The sequence below is a fragment of the Achromobacter animicus genome (assembly GCF_902859585.1).
GTDB classification, from domain to species: Bacteria; Pseudomonadota; Gammaproteobacteria; order Burkholderiales; family Burkholderiaceae_B; genus Achromobacter; species Achromobacter animicus.
Genome location: NZ_CADIJM010000010.1, coordinates 165287 through 191857 on the forward strand (window position 1 = coordinate 165287; position 26571 = coordinate 191857).

Below are 26571 nucleotides of genomic sequence, written 5' to 3' on the forward strand. Positions count from 1 at the left end.
TGCCGCTTGCGGACCGATGGTCCGCGGGCGGTCCGGCCGCCAGGCCGTTCTTTAAAGCGTTATCGATACAGACATGTCAGATCAGCAGAACACCACTCCCGAGACCAGCGGCTACGGCGCTGACTCGATCAAGATGCTCAAGGGGCTGGAGGCCGTGCGCAAGCGCCCCGGCATGTACATCGGCGACACGTCCGACGGCACCGGCCTGCACCACATGGTGTTTGAGGTCGTCGATAACGCCATCGACGAAGCCCTGGCCGGCTATTGCGACGACATCGTCGTCACGATCCACACCGACAACTCCATCTCCGTCACGGATAACGGCCGCGGCATCCCGACCGACATCCACAAGGACGACGAATTCCACCGCAGCGCGGCGGAAATCGTCATGACCGAACTGCACGCGGGCGGCAAGTTCGACCAGAACTCGTACAAGGTGTCCGGCGGCCTGCACGGCGTGGGCGTGTCTTGCGTGAACGCGCTGTCCGAATGGCTGCGTCTCACCATCCGCCGCAACGGCCAGGTGCACCAGATGGAATTCCGCCAGGGCGAGCGCGTTGCGCCCCTGGCCGTGACCGGCACGACCGACAAGCGCGGCACCGAAGTGCGCTTCCTGGCCGATCCGATCATCTTCAACAACATCGAATACCACTACGAGATCCTCTCCAAGCGCCTGCGCGAGCTCTCGTTCCTGAACAACGGCGTCAAGATCCGCCTGATCGACCAGCGCCAGGGCAAGGAAGAGAACTTCGCGTTCTCGGGCGGCGTGAAGGGCTTTGTTGAATACATCAACCGCGCCAAGACCGTGCTGCATCCGAACGTGTTTTCGGTCAGCACCGAATCCTCCGCCGGCGGCGTGTCCGTGGGCGTCGAAGTGGCCATGCAGTGGAACGACAGCTACAGCGAAAGCGTGCTGTGCTTCACCAACAACATCCCGCAGCGCGACGGCGGTTCGCACCTGACCGGCCTGCGCGCCGCGATGACGCGCATCATCAACAAGTACATCACCGACAACGAACTGGCCAAGAAGGCCAAGGTCGAGACGTCCGGCGACGACATGCGCGAAGGCCTGGCCTGCGTGCTGTCGGTGAAGGTGCCCGAGCCCAAGTTCAGCAGCCAGACCAAGGACAAGCTGGTGTCCAGCGAAGTGCGTCCGGCCGTTGAAGAAGCCGTGGCCCGCACGCTGGAAACCTGGCTGCTCGAACACCCGAACGACGCCAAGGCCCTGTGCAACAAGATCGTCGAAGCCGCCCGTGCACGCGAAGCCGCGCGCAAGGCGCGCGAGATGACGCGCCGCAAGAGCGTGCTGGAAGGCGCCGGCCTGCCCGGCAAGCTGGCTGACTGCCAGGAAAAGGATCCCGCGCTGTGCGAGCTGTACATCGTCGAGGGTGACTCCGCAGGCGGCTCGGCCAAACAGGGCCGCGACCGCAAGTTCCAGGCCATCCTGCCGCTGCGCGGCAAGGTGCTGAACGTCGAGAAGGCGCGCTTTGACCGCCTGATCGCCAGCGAGCAGATCGCCACGCTGATCACGGCGCTGGGCACCAGCATCGGTCCCGATTTCAACGTGGACAAGCTGCGCTACCACCGCCTCATCATCATGACTGACGCGGACGTCGACGGCGCACACATCCGCACCCTGCTGCTGACGCTGCTGTACCGTCAGATGCCCGAGCTGGTGCAGCGCGGCTACGTGTACATCGCGCAGCCGCCGCTCTACAAGGTCAAGGTTGGCCGCGAAGAGCGCTATCTGAAGGATGACCAGGAAGAAGCGCAGTTCATGCTGACGCTCGCCCTGAAGGACGCCGAGATCATCTCGGGCGGCAACATCATCCGCGGCGAAGAACTGAACGACCTGGCCCGCCAATACGTGGCAGCCGACGGCGTCATCGCCCGCCTGTCGCGCGTGTTCGACGTGGGCGCGCTGTCGGCCATGGCCGAAGGCGTGGAAATCAACCTGGACACGGCCGAGTCCACCGCGGACTCCGCCAAGCGGCTGGCCGATGCCATGCGCGATCCCATCAACGGCAATGGCGTTGAGGTCGTTCCGCAATTCGACGAAGCCACCGAACGCCATCGCCTGTCCGTGCAGCGCATGCACCACGGCAACGTGCGCGTCAGCATCATCGACGCCGACTTCATCAATGGCTCGGATTACGCCATTCTGTCCAAGGCCGCCAAGAGCTTCCTGGGCAAGGTCGGCGCGCGTTCGATGGCCGCCCGCGGCGAAGGCGACAAGCGCAAGGAGCAGCCCGTGTCCGACTTCCGCGAAGCCATGCAATGGCTGCGCAGCGAAGCCGACCGCAGCATCTCCAAGCAGCGCTACAAGGGTCTGGGTGAAATGAACCCCGAGCAACTGTGGGAAACCACGATGGACCCGAAGGTGCGCCGTTTGCTGCGCGTGCAGATCGAGGACGCTATCGCGGCGGACGAGGTCTTCACCACGCTGATGGGCGACGACGTCGAACCGCGCCGCAACTTCATCGAAACGCACGCGCTGTCGGCGGGCAACATCGACGCTTGATCGTATTGGATCCCGCGATTACCTAGATTTTTCCCGGGATATCCGGCGTTCGTACAAGGGGCTGCTTATGCAGCCCCTTTTTCTTTGGTTCTCGGCAGTTCAAGCCGAAATTCTCTTCCTGCCGGGCGGTTCCAGTTTTCCCCATCGACCAGGTGAAAAACCGCTCTGCCCTCAACCCCGCGGGCATCGCTGGAATCCCCATCGACGAGTTCATGCATGACAACCGCTGGCGTGCTGATTATCCATAAATATGGATAATCATTTCAATCTTGCAGGGTTTATCCATTATCCCTGCGCGCCTACAGTACCTCCATGCCCAGTCAACACGGCGTTTCAGGAGACTTCCTCCCCAGCCCGCTGACTGACAACTTCCTCATCGAATACATGGAGCTCATCATGAATCAGCAACTCAACGGCAAGATCGCACTCGTCACCGGCGGCACCACGGGTATCGGCCTGGCGACCGCCCAGGAACTGGCCGCGCAGGGTGCGCGCGTCTTCATCACCGGCCGCCGCCAGGCCGAACTGGACGCCGCCGTGGCCAGCATCGGCGTCGCGGCAACCGGCATCCGTGCCGACGCGTCGGTGCTGAGCGACCTGGACAACGTCTACGCCCAGATCGCCAAGAGCGCCGGCAAGCTCGACATCCTGTTCGCCAACGCGGGCGGCGGCGACATGATGCCGCTGGGCGCGATCACGGAAGAGCACTTCGATCGCATCTTCGGCACCAACGTGCGCGGCACCCTGTTCACCGTGCAAAAGGCCTTGCCATTGCTGGTCGATGGCGCCTCGGTGATCCTGACGGCGTCGACCGTATCGATCCAGGGCACGGAAAATTTCAGCGTGTATAGCGCCAGCAAGGCGGCGGTGCGCAACTTTGCGCGCTCGTGGGCGCTGGATCTGAAGCCGCGCGGCATCCGCGTGAACGTCGTGAGCCCCGGCCCGATCCGCACGCCGGGACTGGGCGGTCTGGTCCCCGACGAAGCGCGCCAGGGGTTGTTCGATCATCTGGCCGCGCAGGTGCCGCTGGGCCGTCTGGGCGAGCCGCAAGAGATCGGCAAGGCCGTGGCGTTTCTGGCTTCCGACGCGGCGAGCTTCGTCAATGGCATCGAGCTGTTTGTCGACGGCGGGATGGCGCAGGTCTGAGCGCATCGCGCTTCTGATCGCGACTTCTCAACATGAAATTCTTGACTCATTGCGTACTGGCGCTGGCTGCGATGTGCAGCGCGCCTTATGCGCACGCACAGGAAACATCACAAATGAAACCCGCCACGCAAGACCCTGCCGATTTGGCGCAACGCCTGATCGACATCCATTTTTCGATTTGGAACGACGCCAACGCCCAATCCCGCGAGTCGAAGTTTGACCAGGTGTACACGCAAGATTTCTTCGTGGCCGATCAAAGCGGCGTCGCTACCGGATACGCGCAGGTAAACCGCCTGATCGAGCAGTTGCAAGGCACCCATGCGGGATTCCGTTTCACGCCAGCGCCAATCACCTGGAATCATGGTCTCGGCCGCGTGGTCTGGAGCTATGGTCCCCGCGGCAATCCAGATCAGGTGCACGGCGAAGATATCTTCACCATCAAAGACGGCAAGCTTGCGAGCGCCCACGTCTTTCTCGATCGTCAGTAATGGGGATGCGCATCATGAAACGACTGGCTTCTTGCTTCATGGCGATTGGCGTTCTGGCAGGTGCTGCAGCGCAGGCGGCTGGCATCCACGTCGCGGGTGTGGATCACGTGGGTGTCAACGTGCCCGATCTGAAGCAGGCGGAGGCATTCTTCAAGAGTGCTTTCGGATGCGAACCCGTGACACGAATCGGACCATTTCAGCTGGACCCAACCACGTCGCCCGATGCTGCGGGTTTCGCGCCCCGCGCCGATAGCGTCACGATTGCCATGCTGCGTTGCGGAGAGGGCTCGAACATCGAGTTGTTCGAGTATGTGAATTCGCGTGGCAGCAAGGTCATGCCTCGCGCCGAGGATATCGGCGCCTCGCATATCGCGTTCTACACCGACGATATCGAGGGCGCGGTGTCTTATCTGAAGGCCCAGGGCATCACCGTGCTGGGAAAACCCGTGACGATGACATCGGGCGATACCGAAGGCGAGACATGGGTGCACTTTCGCTCGCCTTGGGGTTCGGACATGGAACTCGTCAGCTACCCGAATGGCAAGGGATATGAACACCGCAGCAGCCTCAGGCTGTGGAATCCCAAGCACCCCGGTCAGTGAACCGTCAAACGAACCATCGACAGGATTGATATGAACCTTCCCCATCAACCCGGCGCGTACGGCGCCCAATTCCCCGACCACGGCCGGTCTGCCGCCGACCATGACAAAGACCTGCCGACAGCGGTTGTGGTTGCGGCCTATTACCGCGTGCACCCTGAAGACCGGCAGTCATTTGTAGATGCCGTCATCCCCGACGTGCTGGCCGCCAGAAAGATGCCCGGCTGCATCTACTACGCCTTTGCCGCGGATCTGACAGACGCCAATCTGTTTCATCTGGTGGAGGGCTGGGCAGATGAGGCGGCTTACGAGCGTCACGAACAAGCGCCTTCGTTTCTCGCGGCGCTGGCGCATGTCGTCAAGCACGTTCGGATTCTGGATCGGCAGGGGATCCGATATGAAGTCGCGCGGCAGATCATTGATGACCCCAGGAGCAAAGTGGCGCCGGCTTAAGGCGCCCAGCGGGCACGCGATGCGCGGGATCGCCCGTGCGATTTGCGTGCCGATGTTTGCAGGACGGCATTCGCGCGCGTTCGGCCCAACCGCTTTCCGAGCCGCCTTTTCAGAGAAACCAAAAATGATAGTAGAGATCGGCAGTGCCAGTTCGACGCCAGTCGCTTCGCGGTACGAACCACCGTCCCCCCCTCCCGCTTCTCAAGTGAATGAAGTCAGCGCCACGGAGCCGGAGTCGCAGACAAATGCTGACGCGTCTTCGGCCGACACGTCGGCGGCGCAGCAGAGCAAGGAGTCGGATCCCGCCAAGAATGGGGGCGAATCGCTAGAGTCGCTCAGGGAGCAGATCGCGCAATTGGAAAAGCAGCTTGCGCAAGCGCTGGAGGAGTTGCGCGATGTTCAGTCAGCCACCATGGATGAAAAGCAGAAGGCTGCGTTGACGGCCGCCCTGCAGGTGAAAGTGGCGGTGTTGAATTCGTCTTTGATGTCCATGATGATGAAGCTGGCAGAGGCCATTGCCAATGAGAACGGCAAGAATTTTGAGAGTGCGGTTGCGCTGGCGGCGTCTCAAGGGGGTGGCGGCAGCGCGGGTTGAATGGATGCCAGCGGATCCGCCCGCGGGGGATTCGCGAATACACTTCGGTCAGGAAGACCTGACGAAAGGCCGTGCGGATTGAAGGTGATTGCACATCGAAGGCCAGCCCGATCCGGGCTGGCCTTCGGCTTTTCCGGATCCGGGTATCGGGTGTCACCAATCAAGCGCCCCGGGCGCCTCTGCAATAAAGGAAGTGAAGATGGGAAATCGGGCCTGGCTGTATCTGTGCTCGGACGAGGATGAAGGCGCGCCGCCCGCGGAGATCGCCAGCGCGAACGGCAACCTGCCGACGTTGTGGCAGGTGCTGCTGGCGGAGGGCGAGTCCCGTGCGGCGCCCGCTGACCAGGACCTCCTTGGCGATGGCAATGGTGCGGGCATGGCCGCCGATGCGCGCGTTGCCCATCAGCGGCTGGGCGAACTGGCGGCATTCATGGGGGCGCACTCGGATCGCGAATATGCGCTGCCCGTGCTGCAGTTCGATGCCGCCGTGCAGTATCTGGGCGAGCTGATCGATGAACACGACGACGACGGCGACTTGTGGATAAGCGCAAATCTCAATGAGTTGTCGTGGGTGCACGCGGACGGCGCGGCGGCTTATGTTCACCAGACGCGCACCCTGTGCGAAGAACGCTGGCTAGCCGTGCGGCAAGGCATGCAGGCCGGTGACCTGGCCGCTGTGTGCCGATTGCTGGACGTGCAAGATGCCGGTGACGCCTCCGGCTGGGCGTGGCGCTTTGGTTTTGGCGGGCTGTCGCATTCCTATTTCCACGAACAGGATCCGGCCCGCACGGTCAGCTTCGAAGACTACGTTGCCGAGGGGGGCGACGATGAAGACGCATGGCTTGGCAGCGCGCTGTACCGCTACCGTGTGGACAAGTTGTGGGGGCTGCGGGCGGTCGATCCGGAGGCCGAGTCCGACGACGACAACGACGGCGACAACGACGGCGATTGCTGGCTGCCCGTGATGGCGCCGCAGTGGGATGCGATCTGGCGCAGCGGCGCGTCCGATGAGGGCGTGCTGTGGATAAGCAGCGAAGGACGCACCGGGCTGCTGCGCGTGACGGAGAACGTTGCTAGCGTGCTGGTGGCGCCGCGCTTTGACGCGGTGTGGGATTTTGAAGAAGACGTTGCAAGCGTCCAGATTGGCGACAAGGTGGGGCTGATCGCCGCGGATGGCAGTGAAATCCTGCAGCCGTCGCTGGACGAGGCCTGGAACTGCGCGCAAGGCCTGGTGGTGGCGCGCGTCGGGGATCAGTTGGGCTTTGTGGACAAGTCGGGTGGCTGGGCGATCACGCCGCGCTTCGAGGACGCGGGGTCGTTCTGCCCTGGAGGCTTGGCGCCCGCGTTCGAGGCGCAGGCGTGGGGTCTGGTCGACCGGCGTGGCGATTGGGTAGCGGCGCCCGAGTGGGACGACGTTTATTGGGACGAGGACCTTCACGCGTTCATCACCGAGCGCGATGGGATGCAGGGGCTGATCGACGCGTCGGGGCGGCCGGTGCTGGATGCGAGCTTTGCCGCGCTGGCGCCGCTGGATACGGCGGCGGATGCCGCCGAGCTGTGGACAAGCGGCTTGATGCGGATCAGCGTGCTGACGCAAGATGCGCGGCGCGGTGTGGTGGATGGCCAAGGCGCCGTGCGGGTGCCCATCGTTTACAGCGATGTCGGTGAGGTGAGCTGGCTGCCGTCGGAACGGCCAGGCATCCCGGAGCCCGCGCCTGATGGCCAGGCGGGGCGGTATGCGCGGATCCTGGCGAACGTGGGGCGGGATGACGATGGCGACGAGGCGTGGGCCGAAGGCGTCTACGACATGGCCGAGGGCCGTGAAGTGCTTGCTTGCCAGCATGTGCTGACGTTCGGGTTGGCGTGGAACGGCGCGTATGGCTGGCTGGTGATGCAAGCGGGCCAGGCGCTCTGCCCTCACAACGTGGACGGGCTTTACGTGGGCGTGGCGCGCGCTGGTGGCGACTGGCTGCATGAACCTGTGTACGCCTGGATCGGTTCGCCGGAATCCTTGCAGACTGCGGCGGGCGTTTACAACGGCCCGCCGGCGATTGTCTCGCAGTGGAACGAGGGCGAGCCGGTGCGGGCCATGCGGGGCGATACGGGTGTGCTGGTGATGCTGCACCGTGACGGGCGGGAGACGCCGGCCTAGGCAATTGCGGCAACGGTGTCTGACACCCTGGGGAAATGGTCGCCAGTTTGAGGCGGTGTCTCACAGGGTGTCAGACACCGTCTCCACACACATCGCCGCAGCGATCGGCTACCGCGGCGGCCGCGCTTTCAGATCCCCCATCTCTTCCTGCATCAGCTGATGCGCATAGCGCGAGAACACCGTGACCAGGCGCGTGCGCGTGTGATACGGCGGGTACAGCAGCGCGACGGTGACCGGCACCGCCGGGCTGAACGGCCGGACTTCCACGCCGTTCGCTTCGTACTCCTCGCGCGCGGCCAACGGGTTGATTAGCGCCACGCCCAGCCCCGCGCCCACCAGCGCGCACACCGACGACCCCAATCCCGCTTCGGCCACCGTATGACGCTCGACCTTGGCGGTCTTGAACACGGCGTCGATCTTCTCGCGCAGCGGAGTGCCGCTGGGAAATGCGATGAAGGGCTCGCCCGCAAAATCGGCGGGCTTGAGCTTCTTCAGTTTGGTCAGGCGGTGTCCGCGCGGCAGCACCGCCACGCAGCTCATCGTAAGCACCGGTTCGACCTGGATGCCGGGCGCTTCGCCGGACAGCATCGCCAGCCCGGTGTCGCAGAACCCCGAACTGATCCAGTTGTGGACCGCGCTGGCGTTGCCCGAGTGGATGGACACCATGACGTCCGGGTACTCGGTCTTGAAGGCCGCGACGATGCGCGCCAGGAGCCCGCCCGCCAGGCGTGGCATGGCCGCCACACTCAGTCGGCTGGCGCTGAACGAGCGGATGCTGGCCGCCGCCGACTCCAGGCCGGCGAGGCCGATGAAGGTCTTTTCGACCTCCTGAAAAAAGCGCGACCCGTCCTGGGTCGGGCTCAGCCGGCTGCCATTGCGGTCGAACAATGGAAACTGGGTGATGGCTTCCAATTGCGCAATTAAGCGGCTAACGTGCGGCTGCGAGGTATGCACGCGGCGCGCCGCAGCGGTCATGGATCCGGTCATCATGACGGCGCGGAACGCCTCAATGTGCCGCAAGCCCATGCGAGTAATGGCCATGTCAAATCCGTATAGAGGAATACCTGATTGGAACTGGATAAAACCATACTGCTAGTTGATACTTTTTGCCAGCCGCGGGGCTCATCGCGGGACGCGGCGGTCGCCAGCCAGACTGGAACTGCCGAACGTGAACATAAACACGCGCCGCACGTACGGCGCCAAGGGAATCAGATGAAAGCACTTGCCGCGATCTCCGTCGCCGCCGCCCTGCTGGGCACCACCGCGACGGCTCATGCCGAAGGTCCCAGCCGCCTGGACAAGATCCGGGAAACCGGCGTCATCACGATCGGCCACCCCGAGACCTCGGTGCCGTTTGCGTATCTGGACGGCAATCAGAAGCCGATCGGCTACACGGTCGAGATCTGCCAGGAAGTCGCCAAGTACGTGCAGGAAGCGCTGAAGCTGCCCAAGCTGGAAGTCCGCTACAACCCGACGACGTCGGCCACGCGCATTCCGCTGCTGGCCAACGGCACGATCGACCTGGAGTGCGGCAACACCACCAATAACGAGGCCCGCCACAAGCTGGTGTCCTTCGCGCCCACGACCTTCGTGGCGCAGGTGGTGCTGGTGGCGCGCAAGGACGGCGGCGTGGACCCCAATGACCTGTCCTCGTTCCGCGGCAAGACCATCGCGGCGCAGGCCGGCGGCCAGACGTTCAAGCTGATCTCGCAACTGAATGCGCAGGGCAACCTGGGCATCTCGATGGCGCCCACCAAGGACACCGCCGAGACCATCCTGATGGTGGAATCGGGCCGCGCCGCGGGTTCGGCTAACGACGACGGCATCGCCTACGGCGCCGTGGCCTCGTCCAAGAACCCGGACGCCTTCGTGATCGGCAAGAAGGGCCTGGAAATGGCGCCCTACGGCATCATGCAGCCCAAGGACGATCCCAAGTTCAAGAAGGTGGTTGATGACGCGGTGCTGGATCTGATGAAGACCGGCAAGGTTGCGGCGCTGTACGACAAGTATTTCAACTCGCCGATTCCGCCCAAGCAGATCAACCTGAAGTACCCCATGAGCGACGCCCTGAAGCGCGCCCTGGCCAACCCCACCGACTCGGGCGATCCCAAGGCCTACGAGTAAGCCGCATGCCGCGGGGCGCAACGCGTCCCCGCGGCGCATGAAGCAAGGACGCCGGCCGGGGCCGGCGTTGCAATCAAGGGCGAGGGCATGAATTACAACTGGAGTTGGAGCGTCTTCCTGGAGATGTCGCCGGACGGCGTGCACACCTTCCTGGAAACGATCCTGATCGGTGTGGGCTGGACGCTCGCGCTGGCATTGACGGCCTGGGTTTTCTCGTTGCTGCTGGGATCCTGGCTGGGCGTGATGCGCACGGTGCAGTCGCGCCTGATGAACGCCATCGGCGCGACCTATGTAGAGCTGTTCCGCAACATCCCGCTGCTGGTGCAGATGTTCCTGTGGTATTTCGTGCTGCCCGAATTGCTGCCGCATGCCTGGGGCCTGGCGATGAAGCAGATGCCGCAGCCGTGGGGGCAGTTCGTGCCCGCGGTGCTGTGCCTGGGCTTTTACGGATCGGCGCGTGTGGCCGAGCAATTGCGCGCGGGCATCCAGTCGCTGCCGCGCGGGCAGTTTCAGGCGGGGACCGCGCTGGGACTGACCGAGGGGCAGGTCTACCGCTACATCATCCTGCCCGAGGCCTATCGCATCGTGCTGCCGCCGCTGACCTCGGAGTTCATGGGCACGATCAAGTATTCGTCGGTGGCGCTGACCATTGGCCTGTTGGAATTGACGGGCCAGGCGCGATCCATGGCGGAGTTCAGCTTTCACATCTTCGAGGCGTTTTCGGCCGCGACGGTGATCTACCTGATTCTGAACGGCATCGTCGTGCTGGGGATGCGCACACTTGAGCGCCGAGTCGCGGTGCCCGGCCTGATCGGCACGGCCGCGAAGTCGCCTGCGGGATTGGGGCGCTGACATGGGCAAATTCGATTTCGATGTGATCTGGGGCTCTCTGCCGTACCTGTTCCAGACCGGCATGACCTTCACGCTGACGCTGACGGTGCTGGCGGCGGTGATGGGCCTGGCGTTGGGCACGATCCTGGCGATGATGCGGTTGTCGCGCTACAAGATCCTGTCGGTGCCGGCGGGCATCTACGTGAACGTCATGCGTTCGATCCCGCTGCTGCTGGTGATCTTCTGGTTCTACTTTCTGATGCCGTACATCGCCGCGTGGGTGGTGGGATCGCCCACGCCGCTGCGCGTGGGGGCGTTCAACTCGGCGGTGATCACGTTTACGCTGTTCGAGGCCGCGTACTTCTGCGAAATCATGCGTGCCGGCATCCAGTCCATCGCGCGCGGCCAGGTATCGGCCAGCATGGCGCTGGGCCTGAATCACTGGCAAGGCATGCGGTACGTCGTGCTGCCGCAGGCGCTGCGCAACATGGTGCCGGCGCTGCTGACGCGCGTCATCATCCTGTTCCAGGACACGTCGCTGGTGTACGTGCTGTCGCTCACCGACTTCCTGGGCGCCGCGTCCAAGATCGGCCAGCGCGACGGCCGGCTGGTCGAACTCTATCTCTTCGTGGCGGTGGTGTATTTCGTGATTTGCTTCACGGCATCGCGTCTGGTCAAGCAGCTTGAAAAGCGTACGCGGGTGCTGCGCTGAGCCGCTTGCCGCAGCAATCACGTTATCCACAGGTTCAACGATGCAATCCTCTTCCAATCCCCCGATGATCGAGATCCGGCAGGTCAGCAAATGGTACGGCGACTTCCAGGTGCTGGACGACTGCTCCACCACCGTGCGCCGCGGTGAAGTCGTGGTGGTGTGCGGCCCGTCCGGGTCGGGCAAGTCCACGCTGATCAAGACCGTCAATGCGCTCGAGCCCTTTCAAAAAGGCGAGATCGTGGTCAACGGCGTGTCCGTGGGCGATCCGCGCACCAACCTGCCCAAGCTGCGCGCGGTGGCCGGCATGGTGTTCCAGCACTTCGAGCTGTTCCCGCACCTGTCCGTGACCGAGAACCTGTGCCTGGGGCAGATCAAGGTGCTCAAGCGCGGCAAGGACGAAGCGCGGCAGCGCGCGCTTGCGCTGCTTGAGCGCGTGGGTCTGTCGGCGCACAAGGACAAGCATCCCGGCGAACTGTCGGGCGGCCAGCAGCAGCGCGTGGCGATCGCCCGGGCGCTGTCGATGGACCCGGTCGTGATGCTGTTCGATGAGCCCACGTCGGCGCTGGACCCCGAGATGGTCAACGAGGTGCTGGACGTGATGACCGACCTGGCGGGCGAAGGCATGACCATGATGGTGGTGACCCACGAGATGGGATTCGCGCGCCGCGTCGCCGACCGTGTGATCTTCATGGACGGCGGCAAGATTGTCGAGGACTGCCAGAAGGAGCAGTTCTTCGGCAATGTCGAGGAGCGTGCCCCGCGCACGCGCCAGTTTCTTTCCAAAATTTTGCAGCACTGAAAGCCATGACCCAGCGGACCCCCGCCGAACCTCCCCCACTCCGCGTCGACCTGCGCAGCGATACGGTCACGCACCCGACCGCGGCCATGTACGAGCGCATGCGCACCGCGCCGATCGGCGATGACGGCCTGGACGGCGATCCCACCGTGCGTGAGCTGGAAGCGACTGTCGCGGCCAGCCTGGGCAAGGAGGCGGGCCTCTTCGTGCCGAGCTGCACGATGGCCAACTTGCTGGCCGTGCTGGCGCAAACGCAGCGCAGCGAACAGGTGGCGCTGGAAGCGACTGCCCACATGTACACGTCGGAACGCGGCGCGGCCACGTTCACGGGTTTGTTCTACCAAGGCCTGCCCGGCGCCGAAGGCGCGATGGACCTGAACCGGCTCGAAGACGCGCTGATGGCAGGCGGACACCGCCTCAAGACCGCGCTGGTGGCGATGGAGACGTCGCACAACAACGCGGGCGGCGCAGTGCTGCCGCTGGACCATATGCAGGCCGTGCACGGCATGGCGCGCGCCGCCGGCGTGCCGGTGCACCTGGATGGTGCGCGGCTGTTCAACGCGGCGGTGGCGCTGGGCGTGCCGGCCATGGACATCACGCAATACACGGATACGGTGTCGCTGTGCCTGTCCAAGGGCTTGAGCGCGCCGGTGGGCGCGGTGCTGGCGGGCAGCCAGGCCGTGATCGCCAAGTCGCGCACGCTGCGCCGCATGCTGGGCGGCACGCAGCGCCAATCCGGCATCATGGCCGCCGCGGGCCTGGAAGGCGTGCAGCACATGAGCGCGCGGCTGGGCGAGGACCACGTGCGGGCGCGCCGGTTGAGCGACGGCATCAACACGCTGGCGCCCACGCTGACCGCGACCGTGCCGCAAACCAACATCGTGCAGGTTGAGACCGCCGACACCGGCATGACCAATGCAGAGTGGGTCGCGGCCTTGCAGGCGCAAGGCGTGCTGACGCGTCCGTGGGGCCGTACGCGGCTGCGCTGCGTCACGCATCGGCACATCAGCGACGACGATATCGACATGGCCGTCAAGGCGTTTTCCGCAGTGCTGAGCGCGCGCTGATTCAGCCGATTTTGGGGTGGGCGATGCGATAATGCCCGCCATGTCCACCCCCACTCATCTTTCCCGGAAAGACTATTTCTGCGCCCTCGCGGTGGTGGTCATCTGGGGCCTGAATTTTGTCGTCATGAAGGTCGGCATGCGGGGCTTGTCTCCGATGATGCTCGGCGCGTTGCGATTCGCGCTGGCCGCCTTCCCGCTCATTCTCTTTGTGCGCATGCCGCGGCTGCCGTGGCACTGGGTCGCGGCCTACGGGCTGGTCCAGGGGCTGGGCCAGTTCGGCCTGCTGTTCACGGCGCTCAAGTTCGGCATGCCGGCCGGCATGGCCTCGCTTGTCATCCAGACCCAGGCCTTCTTTACGCTGCTGCTCGCCGCGCCGGTGCTGCATGAGCGTGCGCGGCGGCATCACTGGATCGGACTGGGCGTCGCCGCGATGGGCCTTGCGGTCATCGCGGGGGCGCGTGGCGACGGGCCGGGGCAGATGACGATGCTGGGCTTTGTCCTGACGCTGGGGGCGGCATTCATGTGGGCGGTGTCCAACATGATCGTGCGGCTGGCCAGCCGCAAGGCGCCCGGCTACGACCCTTTCGCGTTCATTGCCTGGAGCAGCGCCGCCCCGGTGCTGCCCTTCCTGGCGCTGGCCGTGTTGATCGACGGTTGGGAACCGGTCGTGGGCATGATCACCGGCATGGGCTGGGGCGAGGCATTGTCGGTGCTGTATCTGGCAGTGCTGGCGACCCTGGTTGCCTACACGCTCTGGACGCAGTTGCTGTCGCGCCATCCCGCGGCCAAGGTCGCGCCGTTCTCGCTGCTGGTGCCGGTGGTGGGGCTGTGGGCGGCGTCGATGGCGTTCGGCGAGCGGCTGCAGCCGCTGCAATGGGTGGGCGCCGGGTGCGTGCTGGCCGGGCTGGTCATCAACCAGGTCGGCGCGCGCTGGTTGCGCACGCGCTGACGCCAGTCAGCCTTTACGCTACCGGGCCCTCATCCGCCCGGCCTACCGCGTGCCGGCGAGGGCCCACTGCCCTCAAAGTTGCTCGAAGCGGATGTAACGCTTATCGGTGTACTCCCGGCGCGTGATGATTTCCTGCACCGACGCGCCCGGCGGTCCGCGGCGCAGCCATTCCAGCATGTGATCGACCTGGTCGGGCGTGCCCTGCACCAGCGCTTCGACCGTGCCGTCCAGCATGTTCTGCACCCAGCCCTTCGCGCCAAGCATGTGCGCGCGCCGCACCGTGGCGTGCCGGTAGCCCACGCCTTGCACCGTGCCGCTGACGGTGACGTGGACGGTTTCGATCTGGGTATCGGCCTTAGGGTCTTGCATGGGTTTTTCCTTCGGATGATGCGCCGCCACGCGCGACTGGCGTAGGCGGAACCGGCTACAGCGGATGGTCTATAGGCCCGGCAGGCTTCGAAGCGATACGTTAGAGCCCATGTCAAAACGTGCCAGCTTAGAAATACCCATTACCAGAGCTTGGAGAAGCCATTATGGAAGAGACCAGTTTGTTGTCGGAAGCCGAGACAGCGCGCTACAGGGATCAGGGTTACCTGGCCTTGAAGGACATGTGCCCTCAGGACGAGGTCGGCTACATCCGCAGGACGCTGCTGGACTTGTTCTCGAATAAGACGGGTTACAACGAGGGCGCGCAATATGACTTTGTCAGCCGCGACGACCCGAGCAAGCCCGCGAAGTTTCCGAGTCTGCACGATCCGCGACATTATGCCCCGGGCCTGCTGAAGACGGTGTACCACGAACGCACGCTGGAACTGGCGCGGCAGCTGCTGGGCCCGCAGGCCGCGCTGTATGGCGAGCACGCGTTGCTCAAGCCCGGCCCGCACGGTCCGGAAACGCCGTGGCACCAGGACGAAGCTTTCCGGTCGCCGGACTTTGTCTACAACGAACTGAGCATCTGGCTGGCGCTGCAGCCGGCCACCGTCGAGAACGGCTGCATGCAGTTCCTGCCGGGGTCGAACAAGTGGGACGTGCTGGAGCACCGTTCCCCGGGCGGCGACAAGACGCTGCATCCGCTGGAATGCTGCGGCGATTTCCCGCGCGAACAGGCGGTGGCCGAACCCCTTGATCCGGGCGGCATCACTGTCCACGATGCGCGCACGCTGCACTTCACGGGACCGAACACGTCGCAGACGCCGCGGCTGGCGTACATCCTGATCTACAACACGCCGCCGGTGTACAAGCCGGGCCGCCGGGAATTCCCGTGGCTGGAAGGCCGCTGGACCGACAGCCAGACCCGCAAGAAGCAATGGCACAAGCGCGGCGGGCTGGCGGTGGACGTGATGCGCCGGCTGCCGGGCGCGCGGCTGACCAGCCCGCGCTGGGTGGCGTGGGCAACGATACGCGCGGTCAGCAAGGTGTGGCCGCGCTAGGGCTGGGCGTGCAGGGGCCATAGAGCCTTTGCGCAGGGGGGCGAACGGGGCCGGCAAGCGACGCTTGCCGGCCTCGGCGCGTATACTGGGCGGCGCCGCGCGGGTCATCAAGCCTGGCGCGGCGGCAAGGCTGCCCCACGGCTGGCGGCCCGAAAGCACAAGAAAATGAGTCGCAGCTGGCGCACCCCTATCACTCCACAGACACTCCATGACCGCTAACCTTTCTACGATCACCTGCATCGAAGATTTGCGCGTTGTCGCGCAGAAGCGCGTGCCGCGCATGTTCTACGACTACGCCGATTCCGGCGCCTGGACCGAAGGCACCTATCGCGCGAATGAAAGCGACTTTCATCGGATCAAGCTGCGCCAGCGCGTGGCGGTCAACATGGAAGGCCGGTCGCTGCGCACCACCATGGTGGGCCAGGACGTGGTCATGCCGCTGGCGATTTCGCCCACGGGCCTGACCGGCATGCAGCATGCCGACGGCGAGATCCTGGCCGCCAAGGCCGCCGCCGATTTCGGCGTGCCGTTCACGCTGTCCACGATGAGCATCTGCTCGCTGGAAGACGTGGCGCAGGCCACCGGCAAGCCCTTCTGGTTCCAGCTCTACGTCATGCGCGACCGCGAGTTCGTGGGCAACCTGATCGACCGCGCCAAGGCCGCCGGCTGCTCGGCGCTGGTGCTGACGCTGGACCTGCAGATCCTGGGCCAGCGCCACAAGGACATCAAGAACGGCCTGTCGACGCCGCCCAAGCCCACGCTGCGCAACCTCATCAACCTGGCGACCAAGCCCCGCTGGTGCATGGGCATGCTGGGCACCAAGCGCCGCACTTTCGGCAACATCGTCGGGCACGCCAAGGGCGTGAGCGACCTGTCGTCGCTGTCGTCGTGGACGGCCGAGCAGTTCGATCCCCGCCTGAGCTGGGACGACGTGGAATGGATCAAGCAGCGCTGGGGCGGCAAGCTCATCATCAAGGGCATTCTGGATGTCGAAGACGCGCAGCTCGCCGCCAACAGCGGCGCCGACGCGCTCATCGTCAGCAACCACGGCGGCCGCCAGCTTGACGGCGCCATGTCGTCCATCGCGGCCCTGCCGGGAATTGCCGATGCCGTGGGTTCGAAGATCGAGGTGTGGATGGACGGCGGCATCCGCTCCGGCCAGGACATCCTGAAGGCCGTGGCGCTGGGCGCGCGCGGCACGATGATCGGCCGCGCCTTCCTGTACGGGCTGGGCGCGTATGGCCAGGCCGGCGTCACCCGCACGCTGGAGATCCTGTACAAGGAAATGGACACGACGATGGCGCTGTGCGGCCGCCGCACGATCGAGCCGGGCGACCGCAGCATCCTGCTGCCGGGCACGTATCCGACCTGATCGCTGATGCTTGTTGAAAAAGCCCGGACCCATACGTGTCCGGGTTTTTTTATGCGCCGACGCCGGGCACCGTGCGTCGGCTATGCGCCGTTGCCCGTGCCCAAAAACTGGCTGGGCCTGCGCAGCGCGGGGTCGAAAGGATTGATCTGCCCGCCCACCGCGTCAGCCTCGCGGCGCAGCATTTCCACGATCAGCGGCAGGCGCTCATCGCTGATGCGTTCGATGGGCGCCGCCACGCTCAGCGCCGCGACCGTGACGCCGTTGGGATCATAGACCGGCACCGCCAGCCCCGCGATGTTGGGGAACACGCCCTGCCCCTGGCTGCGCGCGTAGCGCAGTTCCAGGCATTCCTTGATGCGCACGCGCATCGAGATCTCGTCCACGAAGCCCAGGTGATGCAGGCGCGGAATGTTGAAGCGCATGACCTCTTCGCGCTCGGCTTCCGGCAGGCTGGCCAGCAGCACCAGGCCACCTTGTCCCATGCCCAGCGGCACGCGGCCGCCGATGTCGCCGGTGTGCGAGCGCACCGGAAAGGCGCCGTCCACGCGGTCGACGCAGACCGCGTCAAACCCGCTGCGCACCAGCAGGAAAATGGTGTCGTTGAGCATGCCGGACAGGCGCAGCATCGCGGGCCGGTAGAGGGTGCGCAGGCTGGATTGATGGTTGCCCGCCGCGGCCGCCAGCGAAAAGAAGGCAACGCTGAGCTGATACCCCTTGCTTTGAGCCGGCTGCTCCACCACCCCTTCCTGCATCAAGCCTTGCAGCACCCGGTGCACCGTGGCCTGCGCCTGGCCCGTGCGGGCGGCGATATCGGTCAGGCGCAGCTTGTCTCCCTTGGCATCGGCCAGCACGCGCAGCACGGCAAAGGCCCGCTGCAATACGCCCTGGCCAGCGGAATCCTCCGGCGTTTCTGATTTCTTCATTCTCGGGTTCCGATAATCAAAATAGTCTGACGTGTTTTTATCAAGAAATTCAGTCTAACGGAAATAACGAATAAAAAATTCGATTCTTCGGAAAACCCTAATTGACCCTCTGTTTTGGCGGCTCCTAGACTGCGCCATCACTTAGGCAGCCTGGGCGGCACTTTTTCCACCCGGCGGCGCAGGGCCCGGACGGGCCACGGGGTTTGGAACATGGCATTTCTGCGGCTGGACAACGTCTCCAAGAACTACGGCGATCTGCGTGTCGTCTCGGACTTCTGCCTGTCGGTCGATAAGGGCGAGTTCGTCTCGCTGCTGGGCCCCTCCGGCTGCGGCAAGACCACCACGCTGCAGATGATTGCCGGCTTTGCCGATGTGACCTGCGGCACCATCACGCTGGACGGCCGCGACATCACGCACGCCAAGCCCAACACGCGCGGTCTGGGCATCGTATTCCAGAGCTATGCGCTGTTCCCGCACCTGACCGTGGCCGACAACGTCGCGTTCGGCCTGAAGATGCGCAAGGTGGAACGCGCCGAACGGCAGGAGCGTGTGCGCGAGGCGTTGGCCCTGGTCAAGTTGGACAAGCATGCCGACCGCTTCCCGCGCGAACTGTCGGGCGGCCAGCGGCAACGCGTGGCGCTGGCCCGGGCGCTGGTGATCCGTCCGCCGGTGCTGCTGCTGGACGAACCCCTGTCCAACCTGGATGCCAAGCTGCGCGAGGACATGCAGTTCGAACTGCGCAGCATCCAGCGCAAGATCGGCACCACCACCGTCATGGTCACGCACGATCAGGCCGAAGCCCTGTCCATCAGCGATCGCGTCGTCGTCATGCAGGACGGCCGGGCCACGCAGGTGGACGCGCCCTACCGCATGTATGAACACCCGCAGACCGAGTTCATCTCGCGCTTTGTCGGCAAGACCAATCTGCTGCCCGGCCGCGTGACGCGCTGCGGCGCGCAGGCTGAAGTGCAGACCGGCGCGTTGAGCCTGGTCGTGGACGGCGAAGGCCTGCGCCACGGCGATAGCGTGCAGCTGTCGCTGCGCCCGGAAAAGCTGGTGCCCGTGCCGTCTGGCCAGGGCAAGCTCGCCTGTGTCGTGAACACGCGCTACTTCCTGGGCAGCCAGTGGATGTACGACCTGGATTCGCCGGTGGGGGCGCTGACCATCCTCACGCCCAACGACGGCCGCCGCCCGCATGACGACGGCGAACAGATCGGGCTGGACTGGGCGGACGGCGTGCTGCGCGTGTTGCGCGCACCGGCTGCCGCGGCGGCGGACTGACATGGCGACGCTGACGCAACGCGGCGACGCCGCCAACCCGCCCAAGCCGCGCAACGACGGGATGCTGGCCATCCTGGGATCGATTCCGCTGGCGCTCGTGTTTCTGACGCTGGTGCTCACGCCGCTGGCGCTGACCTTTGCCCTGTCGTTCCGGCCGTTCGACTACGCCACCGGCATCCAGCCCGGCCACACGTTCGAACACTATCTGGCCGTGGTGACAGACGGCTATTTCATCGAGATCTTCTGGCGCACCTTCTGGATCGCCGGCGTCACCACGCTGATCTGCGTGCTGATCGGCGCACCCGAGGCCTACATCCTGTCGCGCATGCGCAAGCCTTGGCGCTCGATCTTCCTGTTGGTGGTGCTGTCGCCGCTGCTGATCTCGCTGGTGGTGCGCGCGTTCGGCTGGAGCATGCTGCTGGGACCCGGCGGGCCGCTGGGCAAGGCGGCCGCCGCGCTTGGGCTGGGAACGCTGCTGTACACGCCCACCGCCGTCATCATCGGCCTCGTGCACGTCATGCTGCCCTTCATGGTGATTCCGGTCTGGACGTCGCTGCAGAAGCTGGACCCCACCGTCGAGCACGCCGCGCTGTCGCTGAACGCCTCGCGGTTTCAGACGCTCACGCGCATCGTGCTGCCGCAGGCCATGCCGGGCATCCTGTCCGGCAGCCTCATCGTGTTCGGCCTGTCGGCCAGCTCGTTTGCCATTCCCGCGCTGCTGGGCGGACGGCGGCTGAAGATGGTGGCCACTGTCGTGTACGACGAGTTCCTGACCGAGCTGAACTGGCCGCTGGGCGCGGCGATCGCCATCGTGCTGCTGATCGTGAACGTGATCGTCATGATGGCGTACAACCGCGTCGTCGAACGCTCTTACCGCCGCAGCCTGGGCTGACCCGCGCAAGGAATCGAACATGCAGAAGAACGGTCCTTTCGCGCTGGCGTTCAACTTTCTGGTGGTGGCGTTCGTGCTGGCGCCGCTGGTCATCGTGTGCCTGGTGGCGTTCACGCCCGATTCGACGCTGACGGTGCCGACGACCAGCTTCTCGCTGCGGTGGTTTTATGCGGTCTTCGACCATCCCAACTTCATGCAGGCGTTCAAGAACAGCCTGTGGTTGGCGTTCCTGTCGGCCAGCATCGCCGTGTGCCTGGCGGTGCCCGCCGCCATCGCCATCACGCGCTACCGCTTTCCGGGGCGCGACGTGCTCAACGGCCTGTTCCTGTCGCCGCTGATGATTCCCCATCTGGTGCTGGGCGTGGCGCTCTTGCGCTTCTTTGCGCTGATGGGCATGGCCGGCAGCTTTCCGTGGCTGGTGGCCAGCCACGTCGTCGTCATCACGCCGTACGTGATGCGCCTGGTGATCGGCGCGCTGGTGGGCTTTGACCGGTCCATCGAGCACGCCGCGCTGTCGCTGGGCGCCAGCCGCGCCACGGTGTTCTTTACGGTCACCTTGCCGCTCATCATTCCCGGCGTGTCCGGCGGCTGGCTGCTGGCGTTCATCAACAGCTTCGACGAACTGACGATGTCGGTGTTCATCACCGCGCCCTCGACCATCACGCTGCCGGTGCGCATGTACATGTACGCCACGGAATCCATCGACCCGATGATGGCCGCCGTGTCCGCGCTGGTGATCGCGCTGACCGCGGTGACGATGCTGCTGCTGGATCGCGTGTATGGCCTGGACCGCGTCCTGGTGGGCCAGAAATGAACTCGCTGCCGACAGCCGCAAAGGAGCCGCGCGCGCCATGGCAATCCTGAAACGCCTGGCCGAAACCGGCCGGCCCGCGTTGACCTTCACCTTCGACGGACAGACGTGCACGGCACTGGCCGGCGACACTGTCCTGACCGCCGTGCTGACGCAGGCCGAACGCCTGCGCACCTCGGAATTCGGCGGTGGTCCGCGCGCCGGCTTCTGCATGATGGGCGCGTGCCAGGACTGCTGGGTGCAGCTTGAAAACGGCGAGCGCGTGCGCGCCTGTTCAACGTACATCGAGCCCGGCATGCGGCTGCAGAGCGCCGCGCTGGCGCCCGCTGCCGCGCCCGGCACGCTGGCCGCCGCCTCTGCCCCAGGGACGCTGACGGCCGCTGCCTGGCCCGAGGATGACGCGTCATGAGCATCGTCATGCCCGTGATCGTGGGCGCCGGCCCCGCCGGTATCCGCGCGGCCCAGACGCTGGCCGCGCAAGGTCTGCGGCCCGTGATCCTGGACGAAGGGCTGCGCCCCGGCGGCCAGATCTACCGTCAGCCGCCGCCCGGCTTCTCGCGTCCCAAATCCGCGCTGTATGGTTTTGAACATCGCAAGGCTGACGCCGTACACCGCACCATGCAGGAATTGCAGGGCAACGTCGAATACCGCCCAGGGTGCCTGGTCTGGAACGCCGAGGGCAAGACGCTGGACGTGCTGCGCGACGGCGTCAGCACGGCGGTGCCCTACACGCATCTGATTCTTGCGACTGGGGCGACCGACCGCGTGCTGCCGTTTCCCGGCTGGCTGACGCCCGGTGTCTACACGCTGGGCGGATCGCAGGTCGCGTTGAAGCACCAGGGATGCGCCATCGGATCGCGCGTCGCATTTCTGGGCACCGGTCCCCTGCTTTATCTCGTGGCGTATCAATACGCGAAAGCAGGCGCACAGGTCGCCGCCGTGCTGGACACATCGCGATTTGCGGACCGCGTCGCCGCGCTACCCGGCATGTTGCGCGCCCCCGCGCTGCTGGCCAAAGGCCTCTATTACATGGCGTGGCTGCGCGCGCACGGCGTGCCGCTGCGCAGCGGCGTGCGCCCCGTCGCCGTGCAGGGCGGCGATCGCGTCACGGGCCTGTCGTACACCCAGAACGGGCAGACGCATGCACTGCACTGCGATGCCGTGGGCTTCGGCCTGTCGCTGCGCTCCGAAACCCAACTCGCCAGCCTGATCGGCTGCGACTTCGAATTCAACGAACGCGACCGCAACTGGATCCCGCGGCGCGACGCCGCTGGACGCAGTAGCGTGGCGGGTGTTTACGTTGCCGGCGACGGCGCAGGCATTGCCGGGGCCGATGCAGCGGAACTCGCGGGCGAACGCGCCGCGCTGGCGCTGCTTGAGGACACGGGACATCCGCACGACGCGCGCCGCGCGCGGATACTGGAATCGCAACTCGCGGCAAACAGCCGCGTGCGCGACGCGCTGGAACGCGCATTTCCGTTTCCCGAGGATTGGGCCGCCAGCATCGCCGACGACACTGTCGTCTGCCGTTGCGAGGAAGTCACCGCCGGCACCATCCGCCAGGCCGTGCGCGACAACGGCGTGCAAGAAATGAATCGCCTGAAGGCGCTGACCCGCGTCGGCATGGGACGCTGCCAGGGCCGCATGTGCGGCGTGGCCGGCGCCGAAGTCCTGGCCCATGCCGTCGGCTGCGCGCCGCAGGCGGTAGGACGGCTGCGCAACCAGCCGCCGGTCAAGCCTATTCCGGTCAGCGTCGTCTGCCTGGAACGGCCCGCGAAAAAGGCCGCCTGATGGAACGCATCGATACCGAAGTCGCGATCATCGGCGGTGGCATCGTCGGCGGCAGCGCCGCACTCTTCCTGCGCCGGCTAGGCGTGCCCGTCGTGCTGCTGGAAGCCGCGCTGTGCGGCGCCAAGGCCAGCGGCGTCAACTACGGCGGCGTGCGCCGGCAGGGACGCGGCATCGAACAACTGCCGCTCGCGCGGCGCGCGCACGAACTGTGGGGCCAATTGCCCGCGCTGATCGGCATCGACGGCGAATACGTGCGTTCCGGCCACCTCAAGCTGGCCACCTCCGACGCCGATCTGGCGCTGCTCGAAGCCTACCGCGACAACACGCGCGGCTTCGGCATGGACCTTGAAATCCTGGATCGCCGCGCGCTCGCCCAACGCTTCGGCTGGCTGGGCGAAAGCGTGGTCGGCGGCTCCTTTTGCCCGCAGGACGGCCACGCCAACCCTCGGCTCGTGTCCCCCGCCTTCGGACGTGCCGCCGCCGCGCTGGGCGCCGACGTGCGCGAAGGCGTGCGCGTCACCTCCGCCACGCACGACGGCACGCGCTTCATCGTGCGCGCCGGCGACACGCTTGAAGTGCGATCGCGCTACCTCTTGAACTGCGCCGGCGCCTGGGCCGGCCGCTTTGCCGAAGGCTTCGGCGAGCCGGTTCCCGAAACGTCCATCCACCCCTTGATGATGGTGACCGAGCCCCTGCCGCTGTTCATGAACGTCAGCCTCGGCATGCAGGGCGGCGGCATCTACGCACGGCAGGTCGCGCGCGGCAACTGCGTCATCGGCGGCGGACGCGGCGTTTCCGCCGACCCCGACTACGCACGCCCCGGCCGCGCCAACCTCGGCGCGCTCATGGCCAATGCCGTCAAGCTCCTGCCCGTGCTGCGCGGCGCCCAGGTCATCCGCTTCTGGACCGGCGTCGAAGGCAACATGCCCGACCACAATCCCGTGCTCAGCCCCAGCGCCACCATGCCCGGCCTTTTTCACGCCTTCGGCCTGTCCGGCGCGGGCTTTCAGATTGGCCCCGCCATCGGCGAAGTCCTGGCCGACCTGGTCGTGCACGGCCGATCTTCCATCCCTATCGATGCCTTCCGCATTGAACGGTACGCGCCCGCCGCTCACGGCGCCGCGGCCCGGCCTGATCGTCTTCGTGAGCAAACGCTGGAGTCACCATGATGCACAAGAAACAGGGCGCGCAGCGCCTGAGCAAGGGGAAACGACTGCTGGGCGCGGCGATGCTGGCATTGCTGTCCGCCGGCGCCATCGCGCAGCAGAAAACGTTGTACGTCGGCATGAACGGCGGCGACATGGAACGCGCCTTCACCCAGCACGTCTTCCCCGATTTTGAAAAGGCCAACAACGTCAAGATCGTCGTCGTGCCCGGCACCTCGACCGACGTCCTCGCCAAGGCCCAGGCCTACAAAGACAAGCCCCAGATGCACGTCATGTTCCTGGACGACGGCATCATGGCCCGCGCCATTTCCATGGGCCTGTGCGAACAGCTCAACGACGACCCCGTCCTCAAAGAGCTGTATCCCACCGCCCTGATGAAAGACCGCATGGCCGCCGGCATCGACATCGGCATGACCGGGCTCGGCTACAACACCCGCCTCTTCCAGAAAAACGGCTGGACCCCGCCCACCTCGTGGCTCGACCTGGCCGACCCCAAGTACAAAGGCAAGGTCGTCTTCCAGTCCGCCTCCGGCAGCACCTTCGGCCTGCACGGCTTCCTGATGTTCAATCGCATCGAAGGCGGCAACGACCAGAACTACGAGCCCGGCTTCAAGAAGTGGCCCTCCACCATCGGCCCCAACGTCCTCGAGTACATCCCCAACTCCGCCAAGCTCGCCGAGATGATCCAGTCCGACGAGGCCGCCATCTTCCCCCTCACCCCCACCGCCATCGCCCGCTTGAAGAAGCGCGACATCCCAGTGGAATACGCCCAGCCCAAGGAAGGCTCCGTCATCCTCATGGTCGGCGAATGCGTCATCGCCAAGAACAGCGAACCCGAACTCGCACAGAAGCTCGCGCTCTACCTCTTGTCCGCCAAGGCCCAGGCCAAGGCCCTGGAAATGGGCGGCCACTTCCCGTCCAACAAGAACGTCCAGGCCCCCGCCGACAACGCCGAGTCCCTCAAACGCTTCCAAGGCTACATGGCCAACGCTAAGATCCTGGACTGGGACCAGATCAACGCGGCCCGGCCCGCCTTCAACGCCCGCTGGAACCGCACGGTCGAACGTTGACGACACCGCGCGGCGCTCCTGTGGGCAACCCGCAGGCGCGCCGCGCCGGGCATTTGCCGCCGGACTATGCGCTTGAAACACGCGCCTGGCACACACGCCCGCAACACCAGCAAGGACACGCATGCGCCTCATCATCAACTCCGGCGGCCCTCAGGCGATCGACGCATGGCGCACGCAGTTCCGCACCTTCGCGCCGGACCTGGACGTCGTCGGCTGGCATGAAGACCCCGACCCTGCCACCATCGACTACGCCCTCGTCTGGGCCCCCGACGCCGGCCGCCTAGCCACCTTCCCCAACCTCAAACTCATCATCAGCGCCGGCGCCGGCGTCGACCACATCCTCGCCGACCCCGCCCTGCCGCGCCACCTGCCCATCGCCCGCATGGTCACCGCCCGCACGCAGACCGAGATGGCAGAATACGTGCTCACCAGCGCCCTGATGATCACGCGCAACGTCAAACGCATCACCGACAACCAGCCGCGGCGGCACTGGGAAATCTTTGACTCCTTACGGGTCGCCGCTGACGTACGCGTCGGCATCATGGGCCTGGGTCACCTCGGCGTCGCCGCCGCGCAACTCCTGTCCCGCGCGGGCTTCCCCGTCAGCGGCTGGTCCCGCGGCGCGACCACACTGCCCGGCCTGCCCTCCTACGCAGGGCAGGAACAGTTCACCCAATTCCTGGCAAACACCGACCTCCTGGTCTGCCTGCTTCCCGCAACCGACGCCACTCGCGGCATCCTCAACCGCGACACGCTGTCGCAACTACCCAAAGGCGCCAGCCTCATCAACGCGGGGCGCGGCACTCACATGGTCACGCAGGACATCCTGGATGCGTTGAACAGCGGCCATCTGGACCAGGCGATCCTTGACGTCTTCGAACAGGAACCCCTGCCAGAAGACTCGCCGCTGTGGACGCACCCAAGAATCACGATCACGCCCCACTGCGCAGCGATCCCCGACCGCAAGGAGCGGGCACGACACACCGCGCTGCTGATCGCCGCGAATGAACGCGGTGAAGCTCTGCCAAACATCTTCGATCCAAAGCGCGGCTATTGATAGCGGCAAATCACACAGCGAAGCGCGCAGCGCCAAACGCGCGCCTCAAGACACCGCGTAAGCTCCACCAGGCCGCCCGCGCGGCCGCCGTGGAGCGGGCTCCGCAAGTTCTTCCATCCCAAGCTCCGACCGAGCACAAAAACGCCAAGCACTCCGCCCGCCCGAGCGATGCAGATACCTGAACTAACGGAGCACGGTGCGGCGGCGGCCTTGGGGCGCGGGGCGTGTAGATGCGCCCGAGGGAATCTGAAGCTCAATAGTCGTCCTGCACGACACCCGTGACGAAGAAACTGTCTTCGTGGCCGCACTGTGGCAAGGTGGAATGCCGCTCAGGTAAAGACCGAC

The 26571-nt window shown here is 65.4% G+C and carries 26 protein-coding genes; 23 read left to right on the plus strand and 3 right to left on the minus strand.

The features are described from left to right. Positions 1-73 precede the first annotated feature (73 nt). From gyrB to HV681_RS21120, 7 genes are all read left to right on the plus strand, one after another. Complete coding sequence (gene gyrB / locus HV681_RS21090) at positions 74-2521, plus strand: DNA topoisomerase (ATP-hydrolyzing) subunit B (RefSeq protein WP_175124836.1); 2448 nt, start codon at positions 74-76, stop codon at positions 2519-2521. Between the two features lie 396 nt (positions 2522-2917). Further along, on the plus strand, positions 2918-3667 hold the full coding sequence (locus HV681_RS21095) for an SDR family NAD(P)-dependent oxidoreductase (RefSeq protein ID WP_175124837.1): 750 nt from the start codon (positions 2918-2920) through the stop codon (positions 3665-3667). A 113-nt stretch (positions 3668-3780) separates the two neighbouring features. Continuing rightward, complete coding sequence (locus HV681_RS21100; protein WP_175124838.1) at positions 3781-4155, plus strand: nuclear transport factor 2-like protein; 375 nt, start codon at positions 3781-3783, stop codon at positions 4153-4155. Between the two features lie 14 nt (positions 4156-4169). After that, complete coding sequence (locus HV681_RS21105; RefSeq protein ID WP_175124839.1) at positions 4170-4757, plus strand: VOC family protein; 588 nt, start codon at positions 4170-4172, stop codon at positions 4755-4757. Positions 4758-4787: 30 nt separating this feature from the next. Next, a complete protein-coding gene (locus HV681_RS21110; RefSeq protein WP_175124840.1) occupies positions 4788-5207 on the plus strand; it encodes a putative quinol monooxygenase in 420 nt (139 codons plus the stop codon). A 205-nt stretch (positions 5208-5412) separates the two neighbouring features. Then, on the plus strand, positions 5413-5802 hold the full coding sequence (locus tag HV681_RS21115) for a hypothetical protein (protein ID WP_175124841.1): 390 nt from the start codon (positions 5413-5415) through the stop codon (positions 5800-5802). A 199-nt stretch (positions 5803-6001) separates the two neighbouring features. Beyond that, positions 6002-7954, plus strand: coding sequence for a WG repeat-containing protein (locus tag HV681_RS21120; RefSeq protein WP_175124842.1), 1953 nt, complete (start codon positions 6002-6004; stop codon positions 7952-7954). A gap of 108 nt (positions 7955-8062) precedes the next feature. Here the strand turns inward: HV681_RS21120 and HV681_RS21125 are convergent, their stop codons facing one another. Continuing rightward, positions 8063-8995, minus strand: a complete 933-nt coding sequence (locus HV681_RS21125) for a LysR substrate-binding domain-containing protein (protein WP_175124843.1) — start codon at positions 8993-8995, stop codon at positions 8063-8065. A gap of 171 nt (positions 8996-9166) precedes the next feature. Here HV681_RS21125 and HV681_RS21130 point away from each other — a divergent pair, with 171 nt between their 5' ends. The 6 genes from HV681_RS21130 (at position 9167) to HV681_RS21155 (ending at position 14433) form a co-directional block, all read left to right on the plus strand. Further along, positions 9167-10078, plus strand: a complete 912-nt coding sequence (locus tag HV681_RS21130; protein ID WP_175124844.1) for an amino acid ABC transporter substrate-binding protein — start codon at positions 9167-9169, stop codon at positions 10076-10078. A gap of 87 nt (positions 10079-10165) precedes the next feature. Continuing rightward, the gene (locus tag HV681_RS21135) at positions 10166-10930 is read left to right on the plus strand and encodes an amino acid ABC transporter permease (RefSeq protein ID WP_175124845.1); all 765 of its coding nucleotides are present in this window, start codon (positions 10166-10168) and stop codon (positions 10928-10930) included. A gap of 1 nt (position 10931) precedes the next feature. Further along, positions 10932-11621, plus strand: coding sequence for an amino acid ABC transporter permease (locus HV681_RS21140; RefSeq protein ID WP_056565990.1), 690 nt, complete (start codon positions 10932-10934; stop codon positions 11619-11621). Positions 11622-11685: 64 nt separating this feature from the next. Then, a complete protein-coding gene (locus HV681_RS21145; RefSeq protein ID WP_056565987.1) occupies positions 11686-12420 on the plus strand; it encodes an amino acid ABC transporter ATP-binding protein in 735 nt (244 codons plus the stop codon). A 5-nt stretch (positions 12421-12425) separates the two neighbouring features. After that, the gene (locus tag HV681_RS21150) at positions 12426-13484 is read left to right on the plus strand and encodes a threonine aldolase family protein (protein WP_175124846.1); all 1059 of its coding nucleotides are present in this window, start codon (positions 12426-12428) and stop codon (positions 13482-13484) included. Between the two features lie 40 nt (positions 13485-13524). Further along, positions 13525-14433 (plus strand): EamA family transporter, encoded by a 909-nt coding sequence (locus HV681_RS21155; RefSeq protein ID WP_175124847.1) that lies wholly within the window; start codon positions 13525-13527, stop codon positions 14431-14433. 72 nt (positions 14434-14505) lie between these two features. On the opposite strand, the gene HV681_RS21160 is transcribed toward HV681_RS21155, so the two are convergent. Next, complete coding sequence (locus HV681_RS21160) at positions 14506-14802, minus strand: acylphosphatase (RefSeq protein ID WP_056565981.1); 297 nt, start codon at positions 14800-14802, stop codon at positions 14506-14508. A gap of 164 nt (positions 14803-14966) precedes the next feature. Between HV681_RS21160 and HV681_RS21165 the strand changes: the two genes are divergently transcribed. Together HV681_RS21165 and HV681_RS21170 are read left to right on the plus strand one after the other, a co-directional pair. Next, the gene (locus HV681_RS21165; RefSeq protein ID WP_175124848.1) at positions 14967-15863 is read left to right on the plus strand and encodes a phytanoyl-CoA dioxygenase family protein; all 897 of its coding nucleotides are present in this window, start codon (positions 14967-14969) and stop codon (positions 15861-15863) included. Positions 15864-16071: 208 nt separating this feature from the next. Next, a complete protein-coding gene (locus HV681_RS21170) occupies positions 16072-17235 on the plus strand; it encodes an alpha-hydroxy acid oxidase (protein ID WP_105236807.1) in 1164 nt (387 codons plus the stop codon). An 80-nt stretch (positions 17236-17315) separates the two neighbouring features. On the opposite strand, the gene HV681_RS21175 is transcribed toward HV681_RS21170, so the two are convergent. Continuing rightward, positions 17316-18158 (minus strand): IclR family transcriptional regulator, encoded by an 843-nt coding sequence (locus tag HV681_RS21175; RefSeq protein WP_175124849.1) that lies wholly within the window; start codon positions 18156-18158, stop codon positions 17316-17318. Between the two features lie 210 nt (positions 18159-18368). Between HV681_RS21175 and HV681_RS21180 the strand changes: the two genes are divergently transcribed. The 8 genes from HV681_RS21180 (at position 18369) to HV681_RS21215 (ending at position 26226) form a co-directional block, all read left to right on the plus strand. Further along, on the plus strand, positions 18369-19439 hold the full coding sequence (locus HV681_RS21180) for an ABC transporter ATP-binding protein (protein ID WP_175124850.1): 1071 nt from the start codon (positions 18369-18371) through the stop codon (positions 19437-19439). A gap of 1 nt (position 19440) precedes the next feature. Then, positions 19441-20331, plus strand: coding sequence for an ABC transporter permease (locus HV681_RS21185; protein ID WP_175124851.1), 891 nt, complete (start codon positions 19441-19443; stop codon positions 20329-20331). A 19-nt stretch (positions 20332-20350) separates the two neighbouring features. Next, complete coding sequence (locus HV681_RS21190; RefSeq protein ID WP_062839314.1) at positions 20351-21145, plus strand: ABC transporter permease; 795 nt, start codon at positions 20351-20353, stop codon at positions 21143-21145. A 37-nt stretch (positions 21146-21182) separates the two neighbouring features. Beyond that, the gene (locus HV681_RS21195; RefSeq protein ID WP_175124852.1) at positions 21183-21551 is read left to right on the plus strand and encodes a (2Fe-2S)-binding protein; all 369 of its coding nucleotides are present in this window, start codon (positions 21183-21185) and stop codon (positions 21549-21551) included. Beyond that, on the plus strand, positions 21548-22933 hold the full coding sequence (locus HV681_RS21200) for an FAD/NAD(P)-dependent oxidoreductase (RefSeq protein WP_175124853.1): 1386 nt from the start codon (positions 21548-21550) through the stop codon (positions 22931-22933). Before HV681_RS21195 ends, HV681_RS21200 begins: the two co-directional genes overlap by 4 nt. Continuing rightward, positions 22930-24102 carry an NAD(P)/FAD-dependent oxidoreductase gene (locus tag HV681_RS21205; protein ID WP_175124868.1) on the plus strand — a complete coding sequence of 391 codons (1173 nt, stop codon included), beginning with the start codon at positions 22930-22932 and terminating at the stop codon, positions 24100-24102. Before HV681_RS21200 ends, HV681_RS21205 begins: the two co-directional genes overlap by 4 nt. After that, a complete protein-coding gene (locus HV681_RS21210; protein WP_175124854.1) occupies positions 24099-25169 on the plus strand; it encodes an ABC transporter substrate-binding protein in 1071 nt (356 codons plus the stop codon). The genes HV681_RS21205 and HV681_RS21210 overlap by 4 nt, the downstream gene beginning before the upstream one ends. 121 nt (positions 25170-25290) lie before the next feature. Then, complete coding sequence (locus HV681_RS21215) at positions 25291-26226, plus strand: 2-hydroxyacid dehydrogenase (RefSeq protein WP_175124855.1); 936 nt, start codon at positions 25291-25293, stop codon at positions 26224-26226. Positions 26227-26571: the final 345 nt, after the last annotated feature.

Excerpts from the sequence above, each read along its gene's own strand:
- HV681_RS21160 (WP_056565981.1), bottom strand. The coding sequence starts at position 14,802 with ATGCAAGACCCTAAGGCCGATACCCAGATCGAAACCGTCCACGTCACC.
- HV681_RS21125 (WP_175124843.1), bottom strand. The coding sequence starts at position 8,995 with ATGGCCATTACTCGCATGGGCTTGCGGCACATTGAGGCGTTCCGCGCC.
- HV681_RS21140 (WP_056565990.1), top strand. The coding sequence starts at position 10,932 with ATGGGCAAATTCGATTTCGATGTGATCTGGGGCTCTCTGCCGTACCTG.
- HV681_RS21170 (WP_105236807.1), top strand. The coding sequence starts at position 16,072 with ATGACCGCTAACCTTTCTACGATCACCTGCATCGAAGATTTGCGCGTT.
- HV681_RS21195 (WP_175124852.1), top strand. The coding sequence starts at position 21,183 with ATGGCAATCCTGAAACGCCTGGCCGAAACCGGCCGGCCCGCGTTGACC.
- HV681_RS21120 (WP_175124842.1), top strand. The coding sequence starts at position 6,002 with ATGGGAAATCGGGCCTGGCTGTATCTGTGCTCGGACGAGGATGAAGGC.
- HV681_RS21180 (WP_175124850.1), top strand. The coding sequence starts at position 18,369 with ATGGCATTTCTGCGGCTGGACAACGTCTCCAAGAACTACGGCGATCTG.
- HV681_RS21145 (WP_056565987.1), top strand. The coding sequence starts at position 11,686 with ATGATCGAGATCCGGCAGGTCAGCAAATGGTACGGCGACTTCCAGGTG.
- HV681_RS21200 (WP_175124853.1), top strand. The coding sequence starts at position 21,548 with ATGAGCATCGTCATGCCCGTGATCGTGGGCGCCGGCCCCGCCGGTATC.
- HV681_RS21110 (WP_175124840.1), top strand. The coding sequence starts at position 4,788 with ATGAACCTTCCCCATCAACCCGGCGCGTACGGCGCCCAATTCCCCGAC.
- HV681_RS21150 (WP_175124846.1), top strand. The coding sequence starts at position 12,426 with ATGACCCAGCGGACCCCCGCCGAACCTCCCCCACTCCGCGTCGACCTG.
- HV681_RS21185 (WP_175124851.1), top strand. The coding sequence starts at position 19,441 with ATGGCGACGCTGACGCAACGCGGCGACGCCGCCAACCCGCCCAAGCCG.
- HV681_RS21095 (WP_175124837.1), top strand. The coding sequence starts at position 2,918 with ATGAATCAGCAACTCAACGGCAAGATCGCACTCGTCACCGGCGGCACC.
- HV681_RS21135 (WP_175124845.1), top strand. The coding sequence starts at position 10,166 with ATGAATTACAACTGGAGTTGGAGCGTCTTCCTGGAGATGTCGCCGGAC.
- HV681_RS21175 (WP_175124849.1), bottom strand. The coding sequence starts at position 18,158 with ATGAAGAAATCAGAAACGCCGGAGGATTCCGCTGGCCAGGGCGTATTG.
- HV681_RS21165 (WP_175124848.1), top strand. The coding sequence starts at position 14,967 with ATGGAAGAGACCAGTTTGTTGTCGGAAGCCGAGACAGCGCGCTACAGG.
- HV681_RS21210 (WP_175124854.1), top strand. The coding sequence starts at position 24,099 with ATGATGCACAAGAAACAGGGCGCGCAGCGCCTGAGCAAGGGGAAACGA.
- HV681_RS21155 (WP_175124847.1), top strand. The coding sequence starts at position 13,525 with ATGTCCACCCCCACTCATCTTTCCCGGAAAGACTATTTCTGCGCCCTC.
- HV681_RS21105 (WP_175124839.1), top strand. The coding sequence starts at position 4,170 with ATGAAACGACTGGCTTCTTGCTTCATGGCGATTGGCGTTCTGGCAGGT.
- HV681_RS21190 (WP_062839314.1), top strand. The coding sequence starts at position 20,351 with ATGCAGAAGAACGGTCCTTTCGCGCTGGCGTTCAACTTTCTGGTGGTG.
- HV681_RS21215 (WP_175124855.1), top strand. The coding sequence starts at position 25,291 with ATGCGCCTCATCATCAACTCCGGCGGCCCTCAGGCGATCGACGCATGG.
- HV681_RS21100 (WP_175124838.1), top strand. The coding sequence starts at position 3,781 with ATGAAACCCGCCACGCAAGACCCTGCCGATTTGGCGCAACGCCTGATC.
- HV681_RS21130 (WP_175124844.1), top strand. The coding sequence starts at position 9,167 with ATGAAAGCACTTGCCGCGATCTCCGTCGCCGCCGCCCTGCTGGGCACC.
- gyrB (WP_175124836.1), top strand. The coding sequence starts at position 74 with ATGTCAGATCAGCAGAACACCACTCCCGAGACCAGCGGCTACGGCGCT.